This window comes from Actinophytocola sp., assembly GCF_035712165.1.
GTDB lineage: Bacteria > Actinomycetota > Actinomycetes > Mycobacteriales > Pseudonocardiaceae > DASYTH01.
On sequence record NZ_DASTBH010000430.1, the window covers coordinates 1 to 21,987 of the forward strand.

Genomic DNA, 21,987 nt, shown 5'->3' on the forward strand with positions numbered 1-21,987 from the left:
CAGACGGGAGTTGGTTATGTACTGACAGAAAGCACGCTACTGGCTCGTACGGGATTGGATAGGGCCCGAACGGAGTAGCTGATCTCCGCGAATGGATCATCGAAAACCTGGATCGCCCGCCGGAGCCCGCGCCCCGCGGACGGGTCAGGGGGCGTGCGGGGCCTGGTGGACGCGGTCCCGGCCGCCGGATTTCGCGTCGAACAGGGCGCCGTCGGCGGCCCGGAGGATGGCGTCGAGCGCGTCGCCGTGGCGGGGGAAGAGGGCCACCCCGATCGACGCGGTCTGGCCGCGGAACGGGACCACGCCGTGCGAGCCGGTGGTGTTCAGGACCAGCGTGGCGATGGTGCCGCGAATGCGCTCGGCCACGGCCGCCAGGTCGGCGCCCGCGATGCCGGGGAGCAGCACCACGAACTCGTCCCCGCCGAACCGGCCGACCAGGTCGTAGCCGCGCACCTGGCCGTTGATCGCCTTGGCCACGGCGACCAGCACCTCGTCGCCGACCAGGTGGCCGTGATCGTCGTTGACCTGTTTGAAGTGATCGAGGTCGATGATCAGCACCCCGACGGTGGTGCCGTGCCGCCCGGCCCGCTCCAGTTCCCGGCGCGCGGCGTCGTACCACGCGGTGGGGTTCAGCAGCCCGGTCTTGGGGTCGGTGCGGGCCGCCTCGCGCAACTGGCGGATCAGCACCCGGCCGTGCAGCACCAGGGTCACGCCCACGATCGCCAGCGCCATCGCCGGCCAGTCCACCAGCGTCCAGGCCAGCAACCCGCCGAGGGCGAGGGTCGCCCCCTCCAGCCCGTAGTCGCCCCAGTCCGGCGTGACCCGGCGCAGGTTCGGGTTGGCGATCGACAGCGCCACCACCGCGCCCACCAGGACGCTGTTCACCACCAGGAACACCGCGCCGGCGGCGACCACCACACCGAACCCGGCCAGATCCCGTGGCAGCGCACCGAAGTCCTGGTAGTACCCGGTCAGCACGAGCACCCCGGTGGTCGCGAGCACCGAACCGACCTGGGCGGCGGCGCTGAAGGTCACCCGGTGCACGGCCCGGTGCGCGACCCGCACCCACCGGTGCAGGTGCAGCACCAGGATCACCGTGGCGGCCAGCACCGGATGCAGCAGCAGCGCCGCGGCGAAGATCCACACCGAGTTGAGGTCCATGAAGGGCGTGCGCAGGTACCGCCGGTGCATGCGCTCCACCGGCCGGGACGCCTCGCCGAAACCGAGGCTGAACACCAGCAGCAGCGCGAAGATCCCCAGATTCGTCCGGGGCACCGGGGTGCGCAGCACGGTCAGCAGCGTGATCAGCACCGCGACCACGTCCACGAAGAGCACATAGCCGATCACCCGGCGCGGCTGTGACCACAACGACCACGCGGCCGGGCTGACGAGCCGCACCCGCCCGGACACCACCGGATACCGGGACAGCACGGCCAGCGAGCTAACCGTCACGACGGACCACCTTGGACCAGATCGGAACCACGCGGATCCGGTTGGGCGTCACCGACCGGACGCGCGGCCCGCAGACCGGCGACGTCCGGCCTATCGCAAGGTGCAGTTGGCGTGTTACCAGTACTGGTCAGACGTCGAGCAGGCTCTCCAGGCCGACGACCAGACCGGGGCGGTTCAGGATCGACCGGACGCCGAGCAGCACGCCCGGCATGAAGCCCTTGCGGTCGAAGGAGTCGTGCCGGATGGACAGCGTCTCGCCGTCGCCGCCGAACAGCACCTCCTGGTGCGCCACCAGACCGGGCAGCCGCACCGAGTGCACCCGCACGTCACCGAGCCGCGCGCCCCGGGCGCCCTCCACTTCGGAGGTGGTCGCGTCCGGCTTCGGATCGACACCGGCCTCGGCCCGCGCGGCGGTGATCAACCGGGCGGTGTGGGTCGCGGTGCCGGACGGGGCATCGGCCTTGCGGTCGTGGTGCAGCTCGACGATCTCCGCCGAGGCGTAGTACCGGGCGGCCATCTGGGCGAAGCGCATCGCGAGCACGGCGCCGAGCGCGAAGTTCGGCGCGACCAGCACGCCGAGCTCGGGCTTGGGCTCCAGCCACTGCCGCACCGTGTCCAGCTTGGCCAGATCGAAGCCGGAGGTGCCGACCACGCACCGGATGTCGTGGTCGACGCAGAACCGGATGTTGTCCAGCACCACGTCGGGGTGGGTGAAGTCGACGACCACCTCGGCCCCGGCGTCGGCGAGGTCGAACATCCAGTCGCCGGTGTCCACCATGGCGACGATCTCCATGTCCTCGGCGGCCTCGACGGCCCGGCACACCTCGGCGCCCATCCGCCCGCGCGCCCCCAGCACACCGACCCGGATCGGGTTGTCTTCGGTCCTGGCCACGGTCATCGATCGATCACCTCATGCACCTCGCCCGGCACGTCGTCGGCGTGAGCGTAGGGCCCGACCACCGCGGCCGCGACGGGGCGGGTCAGCAACTCGCCGGCCAGCGCGCCGACCTGCGCCGGGGTGACCGCCTCGATCCGCTCCAGGGTCTGCGACACCGACATGTACCGCGCGTAGGACAGCTCCGCCTTGCCGATCCGGGACATCCGCGAGCTGGTGTCCTCCAGTCCCAGCACCAGGCTGCCGCGCAGCTGGCCCTTGGCCCTGGCCACCTCGTCGGCGGTGACGCCGTCCCTGGCCATGCCGGACAGCACCTCGTGCACCACCCGGGCCACGTCGCCGAGCCGGTCCGGCTGGCATCCGGTGTAGACGGACAGGTGCCCGGTGTCCGCGTAGGACGCCACCGACGAGTACACCTGGTAGGCGAGCCCCCGCCGCTCCCGAACCTCCTGGAACAGCCGGGAGCTCATGCCGCCGCCCAGCACCGTGTTGAGCACGCCGAGCGTCCAGCGGCGCTCGTCGTGCCGGTCCGGCGAGCGCACACCGAACATCATGTGCGCCTGCTCGGTGTCGTCCGGGTGCACGACCAGCTTGGCCGCACCCGGGATCCGGGCCCGGCCGGCTCGCGGCAGCACCGGGGAACCGTTGCCGGACAACCGGTCCCGCAGCAGCCGCCGGACCTGCCGGAGCACCTCGCCGTGGCTGAGGTTGCCGGCCGCGGCGACGACCATCGTCGGCGGGGTGTAGCGGCGGCGGTAGAAGCCGTACAGCGCCGCCCGGCTCATCTCGGTGATCGACTTCTCGGTGCCGAGCACCGGCCGGCCGAGCGGGTGGTCGCCGAGCAGCGCGGCGCAGAACGCGTCGTGCAGCAGGTCCTCGGGATCGTCGTCGCGCATGGCGATCTCCTCGAGCACCACGCCGCGCTCGGTCTCCACATCGGACTCGGCGAGCAGCGCGTCGAACACCACGTCGCACACCAGATCCATGCCCAGCGCGAGATCCTCGTCGAGGACGTGCGCGTAGTAGCAGGTGTGCTCCTTGGCGGTGAACGCGTTGAGCTCGCCGCCGACCGCGTCGATCTCCTGCGCGATGCCGGCCGCCGTGCGCCGCCTGGTTCCCTTGAACAGCAGGTGTTCCAGGTAGTGCGCGGCGCCGGCGACCGCCGGCTTCTCGTCCCGTGAACCGACCCCGACCCAGATTCCCAGCGACGCGGAGCGCACGCCGGGAACCTGCTCGGTGATCACGCGTAGCCCACCGGGGAGCACGGTGCGCTTGACCACACAGCCGTCGGCCGTGCGCTCCAGAACCCGCGTGCTCCCCTTTTCAGCTGCCGTCACTGGGTGGACGGGGTCTCGGCCTCGGCCGGCTGCGCGGCGTCCTCGTCCTTGACCGGCACGAGGCTGATCTTGCCGCGCTGGTCGATGTCGGCGATCTCCACCCGGAGCTTGTCGCCGACCTTGACCACGTCCTCGACCTTGCCGATGCGCTTTCCGTTGCCCAGCTTGGAAATGTGCACCAGACCGTCCTTGCCGGGCAGCAGCGAGACGAACGCGCCGAACGCGGCGGTCTTGACCACCGTGCCGAGGAACCGCTCGCCCACCTTGGGCAGCTGCGGGTTGGCGATGGCGTTGATCCGCTGGATGGCGGCCTCGGCGGACGGACCGTCCGCGGCGCCGACGTAGATCGTGCCGTCGTCCTCGATGGAGATGTCGGCGCCGGTCTCCTCGGTGATCGAGTTGATCATCTTGCCCTTCGGCCCGATCACCTCGCCGATCTTGTCGACCGGGATCTTCACGCTCGTCACGCGCGGCGCGTACGGGCTCATCTCGTCCGGCTTGTCGATCGCCTCGGCCAGCACCTCGAGGATGGTCAGCCGGGCGTCCTTGGCCTGGGCCAGCGCCTGGGCCAGCACCTCGGACGGGATGCCGTCCAGCTTGGTGTCCAACTGCAGCGCGGTGACGAACTCCTTGGTGCCGGCCACCTTGAAGTCCATGTCGCCGAACGCGTCCTCGGCGCCGAGGATGTCGGTCAGCGCCACGTAGCGGGTCTGGCCGTCCACCTCGTCGGAGACCAGGCCCATCGCGATGCCGGCCACCGGAGCCTTGAGCGGCACGCCGGCGTTGAGCAGCGCCAGGGTGGACGCGCACACCGAGCCCATCGACGTGGACCCGTTGGAGCCCAGCGCCTCGGACACCTGGCGGATCGCGTAGGGGAACTCGTCCCGCTTGGGCAGCACGGGAACCAGAGCACGCTCGGCGAGCGCGCCGTGCCCGATCTCGCGCCGCTTGGGCGAACCGACCCGGCCGGTCTCACCGGTGGAGTACGGCGGGAAGTTGTAGTGGTGCAGGTAGCGCTTGTGCGTCTCCGGCGACAGCGAGTCGATCTGCTGCTCCATGCGCAGCATGTTCAGCGTGGTGACACCCATGATCTGGGTCTCGCCGCGCTCGAACAGCGCCGAGCCGTGCGCCCGGGGCACCACGGCGACCTCGGCGGACAGCTGCCGGATGTCGGTGAGCCCGCGACCGTCGATGCGCACCTTGTCACGCAGGATGCGCTGCCGGACCAGCTTCTTGTTCACCGACCGGAACGCGGCGCCGATCTCCTTCTCCCGGCCCTCGAACGTCTCGTCCGCGACCAGCCGCTCCAGCACCGAGGCCTTGATCTCGTCGAGCCGGGTCTCGCGCTCCGACTTGCCGGCGATCGTCAGCGCCTGGGCCAGGTCCGCCGCCACCGCCTGCTCGACGGCCTGGAAGACGTCGTCCTGGTAGGGCGGGAAGAGCGGGAACTCACCGGTCGCCTTGGCCGCCTTGTCGGCCAACTCCTGCTGGGCCTGGCACAGCGCCCGGATGAACGGCTTGGCCGCCTCCAGGCCGGAGGCGACGATCTCCTCGGTCGGAGCCTGGGCGCCGGAGCCGATCAGCTCGATCACCTTCTCGGTGGCCTCGGCCTCGACCATCATGATCGCCACGTCGGAGCCGACCACCCGGCCGGCGACCACCATGTCGAACACGGCGGTCTCAAGCTGCTCGTGGGTCGGGAAGGCGACCCACTGGCCGTCGATCAGCCCCACCCGCACGCCGCCGACCGGACCGGAGAACGGCAGGCCCGCGAGCTGGGTCGAGGCGGACGCGGCGTTGATCGCGACCACGTCGTAGAGGTCGGCCGGGTTCAGGCTCATCACCGTCACCACGACCTGGATCTCGTTGCGCAGGCCGTCCACGAAGGACGGCCGCAGCGGGCGGTCGATCAGCCGGCAGGCCAGCACCGCGTCGGTGGACGGCCGGCCCTCGCGGCGGAAGAAGGCGCCGGGGATGCGGCCCACCGAGTACATCCGCTCCTCGACGTCCACGGTGAGCGGGAAGAAGTCGAAGTGCTCCTTGGGCTGCTTGGACGCCGTGGTGGCGGACAGCAGCATGGTGTCGTCGTCGAGATAGGCGACGACGCTGCCGGCGGCCTGCCGGGCGAGCCGGCCGGTCTCGAACCGGACCGTGCGTTTTCCGTACTTGCCGTTGTCGATCTCGGCGACGGTCTCGTGCACTCCAGGTTCGCTGAAGTCGGTCAAAGTATTTCTCCTCGTCATGTCCGGGCACTGCGCCGGGGCGCGGCCGAAGACGAGGCCGGTCTTCGATCGAAGTTCCCGGGGGGTCTCACACCCGGAAACCACTACCGAGGACCGGCGAAGAGGTCCTCCACGCGGCGCGCGTGCCTGGTTCGTTGTTCTTATGTGGCGAGGGGAGTGGCCTGGTCGGGCCACTCCCCTCTTCAGCTTGCTAGCGGCGCAGACCGAGCCGCTGGATCAGCGACCGGTAGCGCTCGATGTCCACCTTGGTCAGGTAGTTGAGTAGCCGGCGACGGCGGCCGACCAGCAGCAGCAGACCACGCCGCGAGTGGTGATCATGCTTGTGCACCTTGAGGTGCTCGGTCAGGTCGCTGATGCGCTTGGTCAGCATCGCCACCTGGGCCTCCGGCGAACCGGTGTCGGTCGCGTGCAGCCCGTAATCGCCGAGAATGTTCTTCTTCTGCTCAGTGGACAGCGCCACTCGTCTTCTCCTCAGATGTAGCTGTACCGTGAAATGTTCTGCCTGGTCAGGCAGGTGAAGATGGTCTGGCCGCCACGGACTGCAGCCGAACCCAACCGACAACGTTACCAGGTGGTAAACGACGCTCGCGATCAGGACACGGTCAGCGGGACCCGCTCCACCGCCGAGTACACCGGACCGTCCGGCTTGAGCTGGCTGGAGAACAGCACCAGCTCCGGCGGCACCCACCACGGGCCGGAGTAGTCGCCGAGCGCCAGGGTGGCCCGCTCGGCCAGCGGGTTGCGGTCCGGGCCCCGGCGCCACCGCGCCACCGTCACGTGCGGGCGGTAGTCGTCGCCCTCCTCCTCCGGCCGGGCCGCGGCGGCCACGGCCCGCAGGGCGCGTTCGGCCGCCATGCTCGACGGGTCCACCCCGATCCACAGCACGCCGGGAAACCCACCGGCGCCGGCCAGCCGGATCCGCGGCGCGGCGAGCCCGGCGGCTCGTCTGCGCAGCCAGGCGCCGCGCCGGTCGGCGTGCTCCCGGTTGCCGTAGAAGCCCATCGTGATGTGCCAGCTACCGGATGCCAACCAGCGCAGTGCGTCGGCGTCGGCGCGCACCTTGTCCAGTCGGGCCTCCAGGTCCGCCGCCACGTAGTCGGGCAGCTCGACCGCGGAGAAGAGTCGAGGCACAGCGTCCTAGCCTCCAGGCGAGACGTGCGGGTCAGTGCGGCCGGCCGGCCCGGCGCAACAACTCGGCGATGTCCGGGAACTTGCCGTTGAGCATGTCGGCGGCGGCGGTCAGGTCCCCGGGATCGGCCACGCGGCGCAGTGCGGCGACCGCGACCCGATCCGTGCGGCCGATGTCGACCGGAAGGTTGTCCCTGGTCACCGAGGGTTTGGACGCGCGGACGTCGTCCAGGGCACGCTGCAGCGCCTCGCGCTTGCCGGAGGCCACGTCGGGCGTGAGCACCTTGCGCTCCAGCATGATCAGCCGAGCCAGCACGGCCGGATTGCCGATCTTGGCCCGGCGGCCGCTCATCACCTGGCTGAGCATCGGCGCGCTGATCCCCAGAACGTCGGCCAGGTTGGCCTGCGAGACGTCGAAGGCGACGACCAGCCGACGAACCCGATCTCCCAACGGCTCGCCGTACCATTCGCGCTGCAGCGCGAGGTTCCGTTGGACGATCTTGTGGTCCTCCACGGCCACCTCTCCCACCGAACGCCCTCATCGCAGGTCAGTCCCTCGCATCTTGCCAGTTCACGGCAGCGGGGGTGGGAAAAACGGACAGTCTGACCCCTCCCCGCGAGCCGTTACCCCGAACGGCCCTTCGGCGTTGCGCCGCCTGGGTCGAGCAGCGCCCGGGTCTGCGCCACGTCCCGGTGCATCTGCTCGACCAGCGCCTCGCTGGAATCGAACCGCTCCATGCCGCGCAGCCGCTCGACGAAGTCGATCCCCACCCGCTGGCCGTAGAAGTCGGCCTCGACGTCCAGCACGAACGCCTCCACCCGGCGCTCCCGGCCGGAGAAGGTCGGGTTCGTGCCGACCGAGACGGCGGCCGCCCGAGCCGCCTGGTCCGCGGCGCCGAGCAGGGAGAACCGGCAGGCGTAGACGCCGTCGGCGGGGACGGCGGCATACCGCGGGGTGGACAGGTTGGCGGTCGGGAAGCCCAGTTCCCGGCCCCGCCGGTCGCCGCGCACGACGATGCCCTCCAGCCGGTGCGGCCGGCCCAGCGCCGCCCCGGCGGCGCTGACGTCGCCGGCGTCGATGCAGGCCCGGATGTAGGTGGACGAGAACGTGATCTCGTCGCCCGGCTTCGCGTTCGGCACCGTGATCAGCTTGGCCCCGTCGGTCACGTAGCCGAACCGGTGCCCGAGCTGGGTGAGCAAGGCCACATTGCCGGCCGCGCGGTGGCCGAAGGCGAAGTTCTCCCCCACCACCACGGCGGCCACGTGCAGCTTGTCCACCAGCACCTCGTGCACGAACTCGTCGGCCGGCATCTTGGACAGCTCCGGAGTGAACGGCAGCACGCAGAACACGTCGATGCCGAGCCCTTCGACCAGTTCGGCCTTGCGACGCAGGGTGGTGAGCTGCGCCGGATGGCTGCCCGGGCGCACCACCTCGGACGGGTGCGGGTCGAAGGTGAGCAGCACGCTGGGCACACCGCGGTCGTGGGCCAGCGACACCGCCCGGTGGATCAGCTCCTGATGGCCGAGGTGCACGCCGTCGAACACCCCGATGGTCAACACGCAGCGGCCCCAACCCCCCGGCAGGCTCTCCAGTCCACGCCATCGCTGCACAGCCATGAGCCTATCGGTCAACCGGCCGGAGTGAGCACGACCAGCGGCCGGGCGGTCGGCCCGTCGTCCACCACCAGCGCCACCGCGTGCCCGTCCGGGTCGAACACCCCATAGGTTCCGGCGATCCCGCCGGCCGGCAGCCGCTGCCCGTGGGTGAGCGCGGCGGCGCGGTCCCGGTCGACCTCGCGGCGCGGGAAGGCGGCGGTGACCGCGGCGTCCAGGTCCAGGGACAGGGCCGGATCGGCGGCGAGCGCATCGAGGGTCCGGGCCAGCTTCAGGCCGAACGGCCCGACCATCGTGCGGCGCAGGGCGGTGAGGTGGCCGCCGACCGCGAGGCCGGCGCCGAGGTCGCGGGCCAGGGCCCGGACGTAGGTGCCGGACGAGCACTCGACCAGCACGTCGAGTTCCAGCGACCCGGGCGCCCGGCGGGTCTCCAGGAGATCGAACCGGTACACCTCGACCGGCCGGGCCGGAATGTCGACCTGCTCCCCGGCACGCACCCGGGCGTAGGCGCGCTTGCCGGCGATCTTGACCGCGCTCACCGCGCTCGGCACCTGCTCGACGGACCCGGTGAGCTTGGCGATTCCGGCCCGGATGTCCGTGTCCGGAACGGTTTCCGGACTGTCCACTGCGGACAGCGGGGTGCCCTCGGCGTCGTCGGTGGTGGTCGACGCGCCGAGCTTGATCGTGGCCAGGTAGGCCTTGCGGTCCAGGGCGAGATGGCCGAGGAGCTTGGTGGCCCGTTCGATGCCGAGCACCAGCACGCCGGTCGCCATCGGGTCGAGCGTTCCGGCGTGCCCGACCTTGCGGGTGCCCATGATCCGCCGGACCCGGGCGACCACGTCATGGGAGGTCATCCCGTCCGGCTTGTCGATGATGATGAGACCCGGTTGCTGCACGGCGCGAATCCTAGGCGGCGAGGGCTGCCTCGACGTCCCAGCGGCGCCGCCGGGGCAACGGGACCGGGACCTCCTCGCCGCGCTCCTGGGCGGCGAAGACCGCGGCCCGGGCCCGGCGCCACCACACCATGGTGCGCCAGCAGCCGAGCACCAGCAGCGCGGCCACGGACAGCAGCGCGATCCGGAACGAGCCGGTCAGGTCCAGCAGCAGGCCGATCGCCAGCGCCGAGACCGTGGTGGCCACGAAGCCGCCCACGTTCACCACGCCGCTGGCCGTGCTCATCCGGCGCATCGGGTTGTAGTCCCGGGCCAGGGCGAAGCCGATGCCGGAGGCGGGCCCGCCGATGGACAGCCATCCGAAGGCCAGGACCAGCACAGCCAGCGGCACATGCCCGCCCGGCCAGCCGAGCAGCACCGTCCAGGTGGCCAGCGCGCTGACCAGGTAGCCGATCACGAACGGCATTCGCCACCGCGGGTGGCGACCGGTCACCGTGCCCACGAGCGGGCCGCCCACCAGCACGCCGAGCACCAGCACGCTGAGCACCGAGCCGGCGACGCCGGGGGTGAGCCCCTGTGCCTCCACCAGGTACGGGAAGCCCCACAGCAGGCCGAGCACGGCCGGACCGAACATGGTCGAGAAGTGCACCCAGAAGCCCAGCCGGGTTCCGGGCACGTTCCAGGACCGGGTGACGTCGGCGTGCACCTTGCGCAGTGACACCGCCGGCCGGGCCTCGGTCAGCACCGTGCCCGCCGGCACGTCGCGCAGCCGCAGCGCGGCCACGGCCGCGTAGGCGACGGTGACGGCGCCGGCCACGGCGAAGGTGGTCGTCCAGCCGGCATGGCCGAGCAGCAGGGTGAGCGGGACGGTGGCGGCCAGGTTGCCGAGCGCGCCGAGCGTTCCGGTCACCGCGACGAGCGCGGCGTAGCGCCGGGGCGGGAAGTGCGCGGCGACCAGGCGCAGCACGCTGACGAAGGTCATCGCGTCGCCGATGCCGAGCACGGCGCGCGCGGCGAGTCCGAGCGGGTAGGTGGCGGCCATCGCGAACATCAACTGGCCGGTGCCCATCAGCAGGGCGGCGGCGGTCAGCACGCGGCGCGGTCCGAAGTGGTCGACCAACAGTCCGGTCGGGACCTGCATCAGCGCGTAGAGACCGACCTGCAGCACGGTGAACATGCCCAGCGCCGCCGGTCCCACGTGGAACCGGTCGATGGCCTCGAGTCCCGCCACCCCCAGCGAAGTTCGGTGGAACATGGCCAGGACATAGACCAGCACGCCCATCGACCAGATGACCAACGCTCGACGACTTGGCTTGGCGGAAGGCAAAGCCAGCAACCCCTTCGCAACTAGAGAAAGCTCATCCGAGGGGTATAACGGCAGCTCAGGGCCGATTGTTAGCTAACCTAACCGTGCGCTGGGTCACGCCCGCACGGCGCCGACCACGGCCCACCGCCCGCCGCGCAGCCGGATCAGCACGGCCGCCAGACGGACCAGCAGGAACGCGGTCAGCGCCAGCCAGATTCCGGCCAGCCCCCAGCCGAACGCGTTGGTCGTCCAGACCACCGGCAGGAAACCGAACCCCGCCGCGACCAATGTGGAGTTACGCATGAAGCCGGCGTCCCCGGCGCCGAGCAGCACCCCGTCCAGAGCGAACACGACGCCCCCGATCGGTTGCAGGGCAACGAAGAACCACCAGGCGTGCGGAATCTCGGCGAGCACCGCCGGGTCCGAGGTGAACACCGCGGGCAGCACCGGCGCGAGCAGCGTGAACACGATCGCGCAGAGCACGCCGAAGACGAGGCCGTAGCGGGTGAGCCGGTAGGCCAGTTCGCGCGCCTCGGCGCCCTCGCCGGCGCCGAGCGCGGCGCCCACCAGCGACTGCGCGGCGATCGCCACGGCATCGAGCAGCAGCGCCACGAACACCCACAACTGCAGTACCACCTGGTGCGCGCCGACGGTCGCCGCCGAGGTGTGCGCGGCGACGGCGGTCGCGGAGATGTAGCAGACCTGGAACGCCAGCGTGCGCAGCATGAGGTCGCGCCCGATGCCGAGCTGCGCGCGGATCAGCGCCGGCACCGGGCGCAGCGGGACCCGCTCGCTGACCAGGGCCCGGACGAACATCCCGGCGGCGATCACCTGCGCGGCCACGTTGGCGATCGCCGAACCGGTCAGCCCGAGATCCGCGCCGTAGACCAGAACCGGGCACAGCACCGCCGAGATTCCGTTGCCCGCCAACACATAGCGCAGCGGGCGGGCGGTGTCCTGCACGCCGCGCATCCAGCCGTTGCCGGCCATGGTGAGCAGGATGAACGGGGTGCCGAGCAGCGCGATCCGCAGCCAGCCGACCGCGGCGTCGGCCACCGCGCCGGAACCGGACAGCAGCCGCACGATCGGGCCGGCGAAGACCTGGCCGACGATGATCAGCAGCAGCCCGGCGGCCAGCGCGAGCCAACTCGCCTGGACGCCCTCGACCACCGCGTCGGCGCGCCGGTTGGCGCCGTGCAGGCGGGCGGCCCGCGCCGTGGTGCCGTAGGAGAAGAAGGTCAGCGTGGTGGACAGCTGGGCGAGCACCGTGCCGGCGACCGCGAGCGCGGCCAGCGGCACCACCCCGAGGTGGCCGACCACGGCCGTGTCCACCAGCACGTAGAGCGGCTCGGCGGCCAGCACGGCCAGGGCCGGCAGCGCGAGCCCGGTGACCTGGCGCAGCGACCCGCTCCGCGTGGTGTCCTGCGCCATGACCCCTCCGGTAAGGTGCTCTCAGTGGATATGCCCCTGACTGCTGGAGCTTAGTCGTAAGGACTGCACATGGACAATGCCAGTTACCTGGACGTGGCACTGCGACTGGCGAACGCCCCCGGGGACGACGTCGAAGCGGTTCGATCCGCGCTGCACGACGAGCCGTGGTGGGCCGACCGGATCACCGCGTCCGACCTGGTCATCCTGGGCGCGGTGGCCGCCGCGCTGCGCCGGGTGCTCGCCGCAGCGGTGGCCGCCGACCGGGACCGGGTGCTGCGCGAGACCAATGCCCTGCTGGCCGCGCACCCGTTGCGGCCCCGGCTCTCCGCCGGCCACGACGAGGCGGCCCCGCACTGGCACGTGCACGTCGCCGACCCGGCCGAGTCGCCGGCCACCGAGGTGGCGGCCGCCGCGTCCTGGGGACTGGCGCAGGGCATCGTGCGGTACGGCCTGACCCGCTGGGGCCACTGCGCCGCCGAGGACTGCGCCAACTACTTCCTGGACACCTCCACCAACCAGGCCAAGCGCTTCTGCTCCGCCCGGTGCGCCAACCGCGTCCACGTCGCCGCGTTCCGCTCCCGCCGCCGCTGACCGTCCTCTGTGGACTTTCCTGGTCTGGCAGGATCACGCCATGCACCACGAGCCGATCACGGTCGCCGACGTCGAGGTGATCCCGCTGTGCGACGGGTCCGGCCCCATGGGCCCCAGCCTGCGCCGCCCGCTGCCCGAGCTCTTTCCCGGCGCCGCCCCCGAGGACTGGGCCGGCACTCCCGACCCGGAGTGGGTCCTGCACTTCCACTGCTACCTGCTGCGCGACCGGCGCGGCCGCACCGTCCTGGTGGACACCGGGATCGGCGGTCTCGACTCCCCCGCCGCCAGCTGGGCTCCGGTGCCCGGCAGCCTGACCGGTGAGCTCGCCGCCGCCGGCGTCGCTCCCGCCGACATCGACGTGGTGGTCCTCACCCACCTGCACAGCGACCACGCCAGCGGCGCCACCGACGGCGTCGCCCCGGCGTTCCCCGGCGCCCGCTACGTCCTGCAGCGCGCCGAGGTCGACTGGGTCACCGGCCCGGTCCGCGACTACGTCCTCACCCCGCTGGCCGACCACCTCGACGTCGTCGACGGCGACGCCGAGGTGCTGCCCGGCATCCGGGTGCGGCACACCCCCGGCCACACTCCCGGCCACCAGGTCGTCCGGGTCGGCCCGCTCACCCTCACCGGCGACCTGATCCTGCACCCCGTGCAACTACGCAACCCCCGGATCACCTACCGCTACGACACCGACCCCACCCAGGCCGCCGCCACCCGCGCCACCCTTCTCGACGAACTCCGCGGCTCCCCCGGCGCCACCGTCGCCACCGCCCACTTCCCCATCCCCTTCACCCCGCTGTCCTGACGCGGGCAGGCGCCCCGCCGGGGCGGGGCGCCTGCCAAAGGGGATCAGACGTCGTCGGGCGTGAAGACCTGCCGGATCTCGGTTTCGCCTTCCCAGCCGGGCCAGGTCTCGCGGTGTGCCTCCATGAAGCGGCGGGCCCACTCGAGCGCCTCCTCGCGGGACTTCACCTCGTAGACCGCATACCCGCCGATGAGCTCCTTGGTCCCGCTGAACGGGCCGTCGGTGAAGCTCAGCTTGCCGCCGGACAGGCGGATCCGGGCGCCCAGCGCGCTCGGGCCCAGTCCGCCGGACTCGACCAGCACGCCCGCCTTGGTCGCTTCCCTGCCCAGTTCGGCGATCGCCTCCATCAGCGCCTGCGGCGGCGGACCGGCGTTCTCGGGACCCTTGACCATCGTCATGAACCGCATCGTCTTCTCCTTAGCCTGTTGTCGAACTTCTGCCAACGCGTCGAGCGGGGCACGGCCGGATCGACACACCCCCGAACTTTTTTCAGCGGGCCACCGGTCCCGGGATGGCATGCAGGTAGCTGCCCGCCCAGTCGATCACATCGTGTGCCGGCGAGACGAGTGGCGGAGCCGGCCGGAAGTTGGCGGCGTCGTCCACGCTGCCGCTGCCGTCGTAGGCGGCCCGCAGCGGGTACGGGAACACCGGCCGGGTGCGGGTCACCGCACCGGTTCCGGGGTCACGTCCGGCCGCGACGATCCGGTCCGGCGCGTGGCCGCCCTCGACCCAGCCGACCAGCTCGGCGAACGGGCTGAACTCGGTGAGGCCGTAGCCGCCGGTGGCGCAGTGGTACATCGTCGGCACCAGGAACAGCCGGGCCCACCGGGCCGTCGCGGCCGACCCGCCGTTGCGGGCGGCCAGCCGGGCGTAGTAGTCCACGCTGCCCACGGCCGGGATCGACTGGTCGTCCCAGCCGTGCCACATGATCAGCTTGCCGCCGGCCCGGCGAAACGCGGACAGGTCCAGGCTCATCGCGTTGCCCTTGACGCCTTCGGCGGTCAGCCGGTTCAGCCCGTCGACGGTGATCGGGAACTCGGCCTGCGAGGAGTGCGGCGTGCCGATCGGGAAGCCGACGTGGCGCAGGTAGTTGTCGGGCAGCGGCGGCAGGAAGCGGACGCCGTCCCAGGCCAGTTCCGAGCCGCGCGACTCCCAGCCCGGGTAGAGCCGCCGGCCGCCCGCGTCGACCGGTCCGGTGTAGAGCGTCCGCGCGGTGGCGACCTGCGCCGCGGTCAGGCAGTCCGGTGCGTCACCGGCCGGGCACCCCAGCTCCCCCGGGTCGAACCGGCAGGCGCGCGGGTCCTCGATCGCCCGGTCGGCCAGCCCGTCCAGCCGGTCGCACGCGGTCAGCACGCCGTCGTGCAGGACGGTCAGCTTGGCCGTGCTGAACACCGGCGTGCCGGCCGGGTCCAGCAGCGTGCGGGACAGCCAGGTGAAGTACAGCCCCATGAGCGGTCCCATGGCGTGCGCCGGCGCGCCGGCGATGATCCCGTCGAAGTCCCGTGGGTAGCGCTGGGCGAGCAGCAGCCCTTCCCGGCCGCCGGTGGAGCAGCCGTCGAAGTAGGAGTGCCGGGGCGGCGCGCCGTAGAACGTGGTGATGATCCGCTTGGCGGCCAGCGACACCACGTGCGGCGCCCGGTAGAAGAAGTCGTCCCGCGCGGCCTGGTCGTGCGCCGCCCAGGTCCCGTCCATGATCGCCAGGAACGGGTTGGGATCGGCCCGGCCGACGTGGCCGTCGTCGGTGGCCGCCACCGCGACGTCACCGCCGTGCGGCGCGCATTCCGGGAAGGCGGGGTCGAAGATGGCTCCGCACAGCCCCTGGCAGCCCAGTTGCAGGTAGCGCCCGGTGTAGGTCGCCAGCGGCAGCTTGAGCTGGAACCGCACGGCCGGCTCGACGTAGCCGGTGACCAGACAGTGCCGGGGCGCACCGGGGACGTCGCGGACCTCGGCCGCGGTGACGTGTGCCGGCGCCCCGGGAGTCGGGTGGTCCCCGGCCAACTCCGCGCAACCGCGCACCGGAGCGATGGTGTGGCCGGCGGTGGCGGCACCGGCGCCGATGCCCAGCCCGGTCATGGCGACCGCGGCTGCGGCGAGCACCGTGAGGATGCGTCGCATGTCGTTCTCCTTGCCAGTAGGCGTTTTCTACTGACGCGTCGAACGACGCTGCGCCGAATCGACCGGACCTACGCGGCAGTCGTGGCGGCGACCGCGAGCGACGCGTAGCCGGTGAGGGTGTTGCCCTCCCGCTCGAACTCGGTGTCCGGCAGGCGGCGCCGGATCCAGTCGAGCACCAGCGCGTTGTCGCCGAGCACGTCGAGTTGCAGCCGGTCGGCGCCGGCCAGGACGGCCCGGTTCAGCAGTTCGCCGAGCAGGCGGGTGGCCAGGCCCTTGTGCCGGTGGTCCTCGCTGACGACGACGCCGAGCTCGACGGCGCCGGACCGGTTGGTGGAGGCCATCGCGTGGCCGATCACGTCGGTTCCGCACAGGGCGAGCACGACGTTCTGGTGCGGACGCACCGCGACCAGTTCCCGGACCAGGCTCGGCGAGACGGAGCCGAGGCCGGTGAAGAAGCGTTGGTACTGCGCGCTGGCCGACAGGCCGGCGAGGAAGGTGCGAACCGCCTCCGCGTCCCCCTCCGTGGCCGCGCGGACGGACACCTGAGTTTGAATCACGCACTCAGACTGTCGGACGATTGCTGGGTATGTCAACTAGACTTAGCATGAAGATGTGATGAAACAACTCGCGCCGCGTTACCGCCCGGTTGACTGTTCGATCGCGCGCGCGGTCGACCTGCTCGGCGAACGGTGGACCATGCTGGTGCTGCGTGAGGCGTTCAGCGGCGTGCGCCGGTTCGACGACATCCAGCAGAACACCGGCGCGCCCCGGCAGGTGCTCTCCGCGCGGCTCGCCCACCTGGTCGACAACGGCCTGCTGCGGCGGGTGCCCTACCAGGACCCCGGCCAGCGACAGCGGCACGAGTACCGGCTGACCCGCAAGGGTCTGGACCTCTACCCCGTGCTGGTCGGGCTGCTCCAGTGGGGCGACAAGTACCTGGCCGACGACAGCGGTCCGACCGTCGTGCTCGCCCATCATGACTGCGGCGCCGAGGTGCACGTCTCCCTGGTGTGCGCCGACGGCCACCAGGTGCCCAGCGCCCGCGAGGTGCGCCCGATGCGCGAGTAGGGCAGGCGCTAACCGGGCACGACGGGGTCGCCGACGCCGACCTCACCGGGGACCAGCACGCGGGCCAGGGCGTCGAGTCGGTTGTCGTGGCCGGCGGCGACCGCGCGGAGCACCAGCGGCGAGTGCGGCAGGCCGGGTTGGTCGTGGTTGACCATGGCGCACCGCTCGCTGGAGTCGACGAACTCGATCCGGGCGCCGCCGATGCCGACCGTGCGGCCGAGCCAGGTGTCCTCGACGAAAGGTGGGGTGCCCGCCGGGGTGCGCACCAGGATGTTCGGCCGGAACCGGCGCTCGTCGACCGCGACGCCCGGCACCGCCCGCCGCACCCAGTCCAGCGTCGCGGTGGACAGCACGCTCAGCGGCTGCTGGTCGAAATGCGAGATCTCGCCCTCGCGAGCCAGCATCACGTCGTCCCGGCGCAGGTAGGCGCGCAGGTAGGCGTCGGGGTCGGGCACCGGCCGCCCGTCCACGTCGAGCACCTCCGGCCGGTCGCGCCCATCCGCATACCGGGAGCCGAGCCGGAGCAGCCCGGGCATGTGCCGAAACCGCCGGGTGCTCTTGCCCGAACCGAACTTGCCGGCCGCGTCCCGCACCGCCCACAACCGGTCGCCGGCGAGTCCGCGGAACTCCACCGCCACCCGGTCGACGCGCTCCCCGCCGGTCGACTTGACCGGGTAGCGCCACAGCCGCTCAACCACCCCGAAAGACAGCAATGTCACATTGCGCTCCGGAGCAGGAGCGGAATGTGACATTGCCTTCGAGTGGGGTCAGTCGGGGAGGCGATCGCCGGTCTCGGCGTCGAACAGGTGCACCGCACCCGGCTGCGGCACCAGGCCGATCTTCTCGCCGCGCTGCCAGTGCGACATGCCGGCGGCGCGCACGGTGATCGCGTGCGGCACCTCGGCCTGGTCGGCGACCTCGTCGGCGGTGACCATCTGGGTGTTGGCGGTGCAGTAGAGGAACTGGTCGCTGCCCAACTCCTCCACGACCTCCACGGTCGCCGCCACGCCCTCGTTGGGAGACCGCAGGTCCCAGCCCTCGGGCCGGATGCCGACCACCACGCTGTCGCCGGTCAGCGCGGACCGCTGAGCCGGGGTCAACTCGATGATCTGACCGCCGATCTCGGCGTGCTCACCGGTGACCGTCGAGGGGATCAGGTTCATGGCGGGCGATCCGATGAAGCCGGCGACGAACAGGTTGCGCGGCTTGCCGAACAGGCCGATCGGGGTGTCGCACTGCTGCAGGATGCCGTCCTTGAGCACCGCCACCCGGTCGCCCATGGTCATGGCCTCGACCTGGTCGTGCGTCACGTAGATCGTCGTGACGCCCAGCCTGCGCTGCAGCGAGGCGATCTGCGTGCGGGTCTGCACCCGCAGCTTGGCGTCCAGGTTGGACAGCGGCTCGTCCATGCAGAACACCTGCGGGCGGCGCACGATGGCCCGGCCCATGGCGACCCGCTGGCGCTGACCACCGGACAGCTTGGCCGGCTTGCGCTCCAGGTAAGGCTCCAGGTCGAGCAGGGCGGCGGCCTCGCGCACCCGCTCCATGCGCTCCGTCTTCGGCACCTTCTTGATCTTCAGGTGGAAGCCGATGTTGTCCGCGACGGTCATGTGCGGGTACAGCGCGTAGTTCTGGAACACCATGGCGATGTCCCGGTCCTTGGGCGGCAGGTTGGTCACGTCGCGTTCGCCGATCCGCACGCTGCCCGCGTCCACGCCCTCCAGGCCGGCCAGCATCCGCAGCGTCGTCGACTTGCCGCAGCCGGACGGGCCGACCAGGACGAGGAACTCACCGTCCGCGACCTCGAGGTCCAGGTTGTCGACAGCCGGCTTGTCGTTGCCGGAGTAGAAGCGGGTCGCGCCCTCGAAGGTCACGGTCGCCATGGTCTAGTCCTCCTCGTTGGGGCTGACCGGGGAATCATCCGGCAAGCAATGCACAATCTAGAACACAACGTGGAGTAACACCACGATCGGTTCAGATGAGCACGGGCTCGGCCAGCGCGGCACGCAGAGCAGCGACGATGTCGTCTTCCGAGCCCGGCGCGGTGAACCCGGCGGCGAGCCGGTGGCCGCCGCCGCCGAGCCGCAGGGCCGCCGCGCACACGTCGACCTTCCCGGCCGCGCGCAGCGACCCGGACCAGCGCCCGGGCGCCACCTCCTTGAGCACGGCGGCAACCTCGGCCTCGACCGTGGTGCGCACGATGTCCACCACGCTCTCCACCTCTTCCAGGCCGACGCCGTCCATGTCGGCCAACCGGACAGTGGTATAGACCAGTCCGAACCCGCCGGCCGAGTCCGGCTCGAGGCGGGCCCGACCCAGCACCGCCGACAGCATCCGGCACCAGGAGAACGGATGGCTGTCGGCCAGCTTCCTGGTCAGGTCCTCGGCGTCGACGCCGGCGTCGAGCAGGCGGGCAGCCATCCGGTGGGTCTCCGGCCGGGCCCGGCGGAACATGCTGGTGTCCATGACCAGACCGGCGTAGAGGCACCGGGCGAGGTGCGGGTCCAGTTCGGTGCCCAGTTCGTCGAGCAGCCGCAGCACCAGCACCACGGTGGCCTCGGCGCGCTCGTCGACGACGTGGTGGGTGCCGAACCCGGTGTTCGACGCGTGATGGTCGACCACCAGGACGTGACCACCGGCCGCGACCGTCGCCGGCACCCGGTCGGCCAGCCGGCCCAACCGGGACTGGCTGCCGGTGTCCAGCGCCACCAGCAACCCGGCCGACATCGGCAGTTCGGCCGCGGGCACGAACAGGCCCTCCGGGTCCAGGTCGCGCAGTGAACGGGGAATCTCGGCCGGCATGCCGAAGGAGACCCGCACCGTCGCGCCGCGCCTGCGCAGTGCGGTGCCGAGTGCCAGAGCGCTGCCGAGTGCGTCGGCGTCCGGGTTGACGTGGGCGAGCAGTGTGACATCGGTGGCGGCCCGGAGCAGTTCCGCCGCCGTGCTCAGATCATCAACGGCCACCGGTCCAATATCGCATTCGGCGCCGCCACGTGCCCGAAGCCGGGCCGGTCAGGGCAACGCGTCGGCCACGAACCGCAACACATCGGGAAGGATGCGGCGCCAGTAGGTGTCGGTGTGCCCGCCTGCGCTGATGTCCGACACACGCGGATGGGCCAGGTCGATCAGCCGCCGGGCCTGGTTGACGAACGGGTCGCTCTCCCCGCACCACACGCCCAGCCGGTCGGCCTTGATCGCGTCCACGTGCCGCAGCGGCTCGGTGGCCTCCCACTCGGCCTCGTTGGAGAAGGCGTTGCGGGACCTGGCTTCCGGCCAGCTCTCGAACAGCGCGCCGCTGATCGCTGCGACCGCGTTCAGGCCGGGGTTGCGGGCGTAGTTCAGCGCGCCGTATGCGCCCATGGAGATGCCCAGCACGGCGAAGGGGGTGGTGGCGAAGCCGCGGTTGACCAGCCACGCCGGCAGATCGTCGGTCAGCATCTTCTGCGGGTCGTCGCTGGGCGTCTTGGCCACCCAGTAGCTGTCCCCGCCGTCGACGGACACGACCGCGAACGGCTTCGCGCCCGCGGCGGTGACCGCGTTGAGCGCTTCCGGAACTCCGAGATCGAGGAACACCTTTGCGTTGGCGCTGCGGCCATGCAGGGCCAGGCACACCGGCAGCCGGGCGCTCGCGGCGTTCGCCGGCCGGATGGTGACCAGGTCGACGGGTGTCCCCCGGGCCGGCGAATGCACCTGCTCGATGCTCACCGGATCCGGGCGCGCGGTGCTGGCGACGGTCAGCGACTCGGCGGTCAAGCCGGCCGGCTGGCTTCCCGGCGCTCCCCCGGCCTGCGAGGAACACCCTTGCAGGGCAACGATTCCGGCACCGAGGCCCCCAAGCATGAAGCCTCGACGCGGTAAACGGCCCGAACCTGTCACTGTCACCACCACCGGCGCTCGCCGCAAGGTCACGAAGAGGTTACCGAAGCCTGCCCCCGCGCGGGCCCCGACACCCAAATTGGAGATATGCGACACTGTCCGTGAGCGCATAAGAGGAGGTGAGAGGCGTGACGAGTGCTGTCGAGCACCCCATCGGCCCCACGACGGTGGCGGAGTGGTCAAAGCTCGACCCCCCACCCGACGGATCCCGCCTCGAACTCCTCTACGGACATCTCCACGTGACCCCACCCCCCACCGGCGAGCACCAGTACGCCAGCGACGAGCTGCGCGAGGTGATCAAGTACGCGATCCGGGCCGCCGGGCGGTCGGATCTCTACGTGCATTCCGCGCTCGGAATCGAGGTCAGCACCGGCTGGCGAACGGCGGCCATTCCGGACCTGGTCGTGCTGAATGACAAGCCCATCGGTGCGAGCTTCAAGCCACACCAGGTGGCCCTGATCGTCGAGATCTGGTCGCCGGGTAACAGCCGCAGGGACCGCGAAGACAAGAGGGTCGGCTACGCGGATGCGGGAGTGCCGGCTTTCTGGGAGATCGACAAGGGCCGAGTGATCGCGCAATACCTGGAGAAAGGCCGGTACGTGCCGGAGGTCTCGGCCCGGCCGGGTGAGCGGGTCACGATTCGCCGGGCGGCCCCGGTACCGATCACGTTCGATCCGGCGGAGCTGAATCCGTAACGGGGTGCATGCCGGACGGCCGCGACCACGGGGAGTCGTCACGCCCGAAGATCGACGGCGGTGGGGTGTCGCTGGCGGGGTGGATCTCGATGCCGCCGTCTTCGTTGAGCACGACCTGCCGGCCGGGGTAGGCACCTCGGGCGATTTCGACGTCACGATGGTCGAACTCGCCGGAGAAAACCAGCACGCCGAGCCACAGCTCGGCCTTGTAGGTGCCGGTCGGCCAACGGTGCAGCCAGACGTCGATGTCGAATAGTTCGGTCGGCTCGGGTAGGTCAGGACCAGGCATCGGGCGGAGTTCTCCTGGGGTCGAGCGCACCAGACTTGACGGCGGCGATGAGGGGGGCGAGGGCGGCACGCAGGGTGGGGGCCGGGTGCTTGGAGTCGCGGATGGCGGCCGGCCAGGCCAACTCCACGCAGTCAGCGGAACCCGTCCGGGAACTCTTCCTCCAGCGGAGGGCGGTGCTCATCGTGATCCTCTCGCCGCGCGCCCAGGTCAGCGATCATGGCGCGCGATTGCTGCTGGTCCAGCGCAATG

At 71.3% G+C, this 21,987-nt stretch carries 24 protein-coding genes; 4 read left to right on the top strand and 20 right to left on the bottom strand.

Annotated features, from left to right (window positions below; translation table 11 throughout):
* Positions 1-144 precede the first annotated feature (144 nt).
* From VFO68_RS23710 to VFO68_RS23760, 11 genes are all read right to left on the bottom strand, one after another.
* Entirely contained in the window at positions 145-1,452 is a 1,308-nt protein-coding gene (locus tag VFO68_RS23710; protein WP_325160569.1) for a GGDEF domain-containing protein, read from the bottom strand.
* 127 nt (positions 1,453-1,579) lie between these two features.
* Entirely contained in the window at positions 1,580-2,350 is a 771-nt protein-coding gene (gene dapB, locus VFO68_RS23715; protein ID WP_325160570.1) for a 4-hydroxy-tetrahydrodipicolinate reductase, read from the bottom strand.
* A complete protein-coding gene (locus VFO68_RS23720; RefSeq protein ID WP_325160571.1) occupies positions 2,347-3,684 on the bottom strand; it encodes a pitrilysin family protein in 1,338 nt (445 codons plus the stop codon). The genes dapB and VFO68_RS23720 overlap by 4 nt, the downstream gene beginning before the upstream one ends.
* The gene (locus tag VFO68_RS23725; protein ID WP_325160572.1) at positions 3,681-5,909 is read right to left on the bottom strand and encodes a polyribonucleotide nucleotidyltransferase; all 2,229 of its coding nucleotides are present in this window, start codon (positions 5,907-5,909) and stop codon (positions 3,681-3,683) included. The genes VFO68_RS23720 and VFO68_RS23725 overlap by 4 nt, the downstream gene beginning before the upstream one ends.
* Positions 5,910-6,117: 208 nt before the next feature.
* On the bottom strand, positions 6,118-6,387 hold the full coding sequence (gene rpsO / locus VFO68_RS23730; RefSeq protein WP_325160573.1) for a 30S ribosomal protein S15: 270 nt from the start codon (positions 6,385-6,387) through the stop codon (positions 6,118-6,120).
* Positions 6,388-6,518: 131 nt separating this feature from the next.
* Positions 6,519-7,058, bottom strand: coding sequence for an RNA 2',3'-cyclic phosphodiesterase (gene thpR / locus VFO68_RS23735; RefSeq protein WP_325160574.1), 540 nt, complete (start codon positions 7,056-7,058; stop codon positions 6,519-6,521).
* 31 nt (positions 7,059-7,089) lie between these two features.
* Complete coding sequence (locus VFO68_RS23740; protein WP_325160590.1) at positions 7,090-7,569, bottom strand: helix-turn-helix transcriptional regulator; 480 nt, start codon at positions 7,567-7,569, stop codon at positions 7,090-7,092.
* Between the two features lie 110 nt (positions 7,570-7,679).
* Complete coding sequence (locus VFO68_RS23745; protein WP_325160575.1) at positions 7,680-8,666, bottom strand: bifunctional riboflavin kinase/FAD synthetase; 987 nt, start codon at positions 8,664-8,666, stop codon at positions 7,680-7,682.
* A 17-nt stretch (positions 8,667-8,683) separates the two neighbouring features.
* The gene (gene truB / locus VFO68_RS23750) at positions 8,684-9,565 is read right to left on the bottom strand and encodes a tRNA pseudouridine(55) synthase TruB (protein ID WP_325160576.1); all 882 of its coding nucleotides are present in this window, start codon (positions 9,563-9,565) and stop codon (positions 8,684-8,686) included.
* 10 nt (positions 9,566-9,575) lie between these two features.
* Positions 9,576-10,844 carry an MFS transporter gene (locus VFO68_RS23755; protein WP_325160577.1) on the bottom strand — a complete coding sequence of 423 codons (1,269 nt, stop codon included), beginning with the start codon at positions 10,842-10,844 and terminating at the stop codon, positions 9,576-9,578.
* A 138-nt stretch (positions 10,845-10,982) separates the two neighbouring features.
* Positions 10,983-12,299 carry an MATE family efflux transporter gene (locus VFO68_RS23760; protein WP_325160578.1) on the bottom strand — a complete coding sequence of 439 codons (1,317 nt, stop codon included), beginning with the start codon at positions 12,297-12,299 and terminating at the stop codon, positions 10,983-10,985.
* Positions 12,300-12,368: 69 nt separating this feature from the next.
* Between VFO68_RS23760 and VFO68_RS23765 the strand changes: the two genes are divergently transcribed.
* The gene (locus VFO68_RS23765) at positions 12,369-12,890 is read left to right on the top strand and encodes a CGNR zinc finger domain-containing protein (protein ID WP_325160579.1); all 522 of its coding nucleotides are present in this window, start codon (positions 12,369-12,371) and stop codon (positions 12,888-12,890) included.
* 40 nt (positions 12,891-12,930) lie between these two features.
* Entirely contained in the window at positions 12,931-13,695 is a 765-nt protein-coding gene (locus VFO68_RS23770; protein ID WP_325160580.1) for an MBL fold metallo-hydrolase, read from the top strand.
* A 44-nt stretch (positions 13,696-13,739) separates the two neighbouring features.
* Here VFO68_RS23770 and VFO68_RS23775 read toward each other — a convergent pair whose 3' ends face one another.
* The 3 genes from VFO68_RS23775 to VFO68_RS23785 all read right to left on the bottom strand — a co-directional run bounded on the left by VFO68_RS23775 (position 13,740) and on the right by VFO68_RS23785 (position 16,367).
* Positions 13,740-14,102 (bottom strand): YciI family protein, encoded by a 363-nt coding sequence (locus VFO68_RS23775; protein WP_325160581.1) that lies wholly within the window; start codon positions 14,100-14,102, stop codon positions 13,740-13,742.
* Positions 14,103-14,184: 82 nt separating this feature from the next.
* Entirely contained in the window at positions 14,185-15,810 is a 1,626-nt protein-coding gene (locus VFO68_RS23780; RefSeq protein WP_325160582.1) for a tannase/feruloyl esterase family alpha/beta hydrolase, read from the bottom strand.
* Positions 15,811-15,878: 68 nt separating this feature from the next.
* Positions 15,879-16,367 (bottom strand): GNAT family N-acetyltransferase, encoded by a 489-nt coding sequence (locus VFO68_RS23785; RefSeq protein WP_325160583.1) that lies wholly within the window; start codon positions 16,365-16,367, stop codon positions 15,879-15,881.
* A 58-nt stretch (positions 16,368-16,425) separates the two neighbouring features.
* Here VFO68_RS23785 and VFO68_RS23790 point away from each other — a divergent pair, with 58 nt between their 5' ends.
* Positions 16,426-16,878, top strand: coding sequence for a helix-turn-helix domain-containing protein (locus VFO68_RS23790; protein ID WP_325160591.1), 453 nt, complete (start codon positions 16,426-16,428; stop codon positions 16,876-16,878).
* A gap of 8 nt (positions 16,879-16,886) precedes the next feature.
* Here the strand turns inward: VFO68_RS23790 and VFO68_RS23795 are convergent, their stop codons facing one another.
* The 4 genes from VFO68_RS23795 to VFO68_RS23810 all read right to left on the bottom strand — a co-directional run bounded on the left by VFO68_RS23795 (position 16,887) and on the right by VFO68_RS23810 (position 20,631).
* Positions 16,887-17,597, bottom strand: a complete 711-nt coding sequence (locus tag VFO68_RS23795; protein ID WP_325160584.1) for an MOSC domain-containing protein — start codon at positions 17,595-17,597, stop codon at positions 16,887-16,889.
* Positions 17,598-17,645: 48 nt separating this feature from the next.
* Positions 17,646-18,761, bottom strand: a complete 1,116-nt coding sequence (locus tag VFO68_RS23800; protein ID WP_325160585.1) for a sn-glycerol-3-phosphate ABC transporter ATP-binding protein UgpC — start codon at positions 18,759-18,761, stop codon at positions 17,646-17,648.
* A gap of 91 nt (positions 18,762-18,852) precedes the next feature.
* Positions 18,853-19,851, bottom strand: coding sequence for a bifunctional oligoribonuclease/PAP phosphatase NrnA (locus VFO68_RS23805; protein WP_325160592.1), 999 nt, complete (start codon positions 19,849-19,851; stop codon positions 18,853-18,855).
* A gap of 39 nt (positions 19,852-19,890) precedes the next feature.
* A complete protein-coding gene (locus tag VFO68_RS23810; RefSeq protein WP_325160586.1) occupies positions 19,891-20,631 on the bottom strand; it encodes an alpha/beta hydrolase in 741 nt (246 codons plus the stop codon).
* A gap of 251 nt (positions 20,632-20,882) precedes the next feature.
* Between VFO68_RS23810 and VFO68_RS23815 the strand changes: the two genes are divergently transcribed.
* A complete protein-coding gene (locus VFO68_RS23815; RefSeq protein WP_325160587.1) occupies positions 20,883-21,449 on the top strand; it encodes a Uma2 family endonuclease in 567 nt (188 codons plus the stop codon).
* Here VFO68_RS23815 and VFO68_RS23820 read toward each other — a convergent pair.
* Positions 21,418-21,738, bottom strand: a complete 321-nt coding sequence (locus tag VFO68_RS23820; protein WP_325160588.1) for a hypothetical protein — start codon at positions 21,736-21,738, stop codon at positions 21,418-21,420. The two genes, VFO68_RS23815 and VFO68_RS23820, sit on opposite strands and share 32 nt — an antisense overlap.
* Entirely contained in the window at positions 21,725-21,919 is a 195-nt protein-coding gene (locus VFO68_RS23825) for a DUF397 domain-containing protein (RefSeq protein ID WP_325160589.1), read from the bottom strand. Before VFO68_RS23825 ends, VFO68_RS23820 begins: the two co-directional genes overlap by 14 nt.
* Positions 21,920-21,987 lie beyond the last annotated feature (68 nt).

Coding starts and splice junctions, on each gene's coding strand:
- VFO68_RS23770 (WP_325160580.1), top strand. CDS start 12,931: ATGCACCACGAGCCGATCACGGTCGCCGACGTCGAGGTGATCCCGCTG.
- VFO68_RS23760 (WP_325160578.1), bottom strand. CDS start 12,299: ATGGCGCAGGACACCACGCGGAGCGGGTCGCTGCGCCAGGTCACCGGG.
- VFO68_RS23790 (WP_325160591.1), top strand. CDS start 16,426: ATGAAACAACTCGCGCCGCGTTACCGCCCGGTTGACTGTTCGATCGCG.
- VFO68_RS23825 (WP_325160589.1), bottom strand. CDS start 21,919: ATGAGCACCGCCCTCCGCTGGAGGAAGAGTTCCCGGACGGGTTCCGCT.
- VFO68_RS23755 (WP_325160577.1), bottom strand. CDS start 10,844: ATGGGCGTGCTGGTCTATGTCCTGGCCATGTTCCACCGAACTTCGCTG.
- VFO68_RS23780 (WP_325160582.1), bottom strand. CDS start 15,810: ATGCGACGCATCCTCACGGTGCTCGCCGCAGCCGCGGTCGCCATGACC.
- dapB (WP_325160570.1), bottom strand. CDS start 2,350: ATGACCGTGGCCAGGACCGAAGACAACCCGATCCGGGTCGGTGTGCTG.
- VFO68_RS23765 (WP_325160579.1), top strand. CDS start 12,369: ATGGACAATGCCAGTTACCTGGACGTGGCACTGCGACTGGCGAACGCC.
- VFO68_RS23820 (WP_325160588.1), bottom strand. CDS start 21,738: ATGCCTGGTCCTGACCTACCCGAGCCGACCGAACTATTCGACATCGAC.
- VFO68_RS23775 (WP_325160581.1), bottom strand. CDS start 14,102: ATGCGGTTCATGACGATGGTCAAGGGTCCCGAGAACGCCGGTCCGCCG.
- VFO68_RS23800 (WP_325160585.1), bottom strand. CDS start 18,761: ATGGCGACCGTGACCTTCGAGGGCGCGACCCGCTTCTACTCCGGCAAC.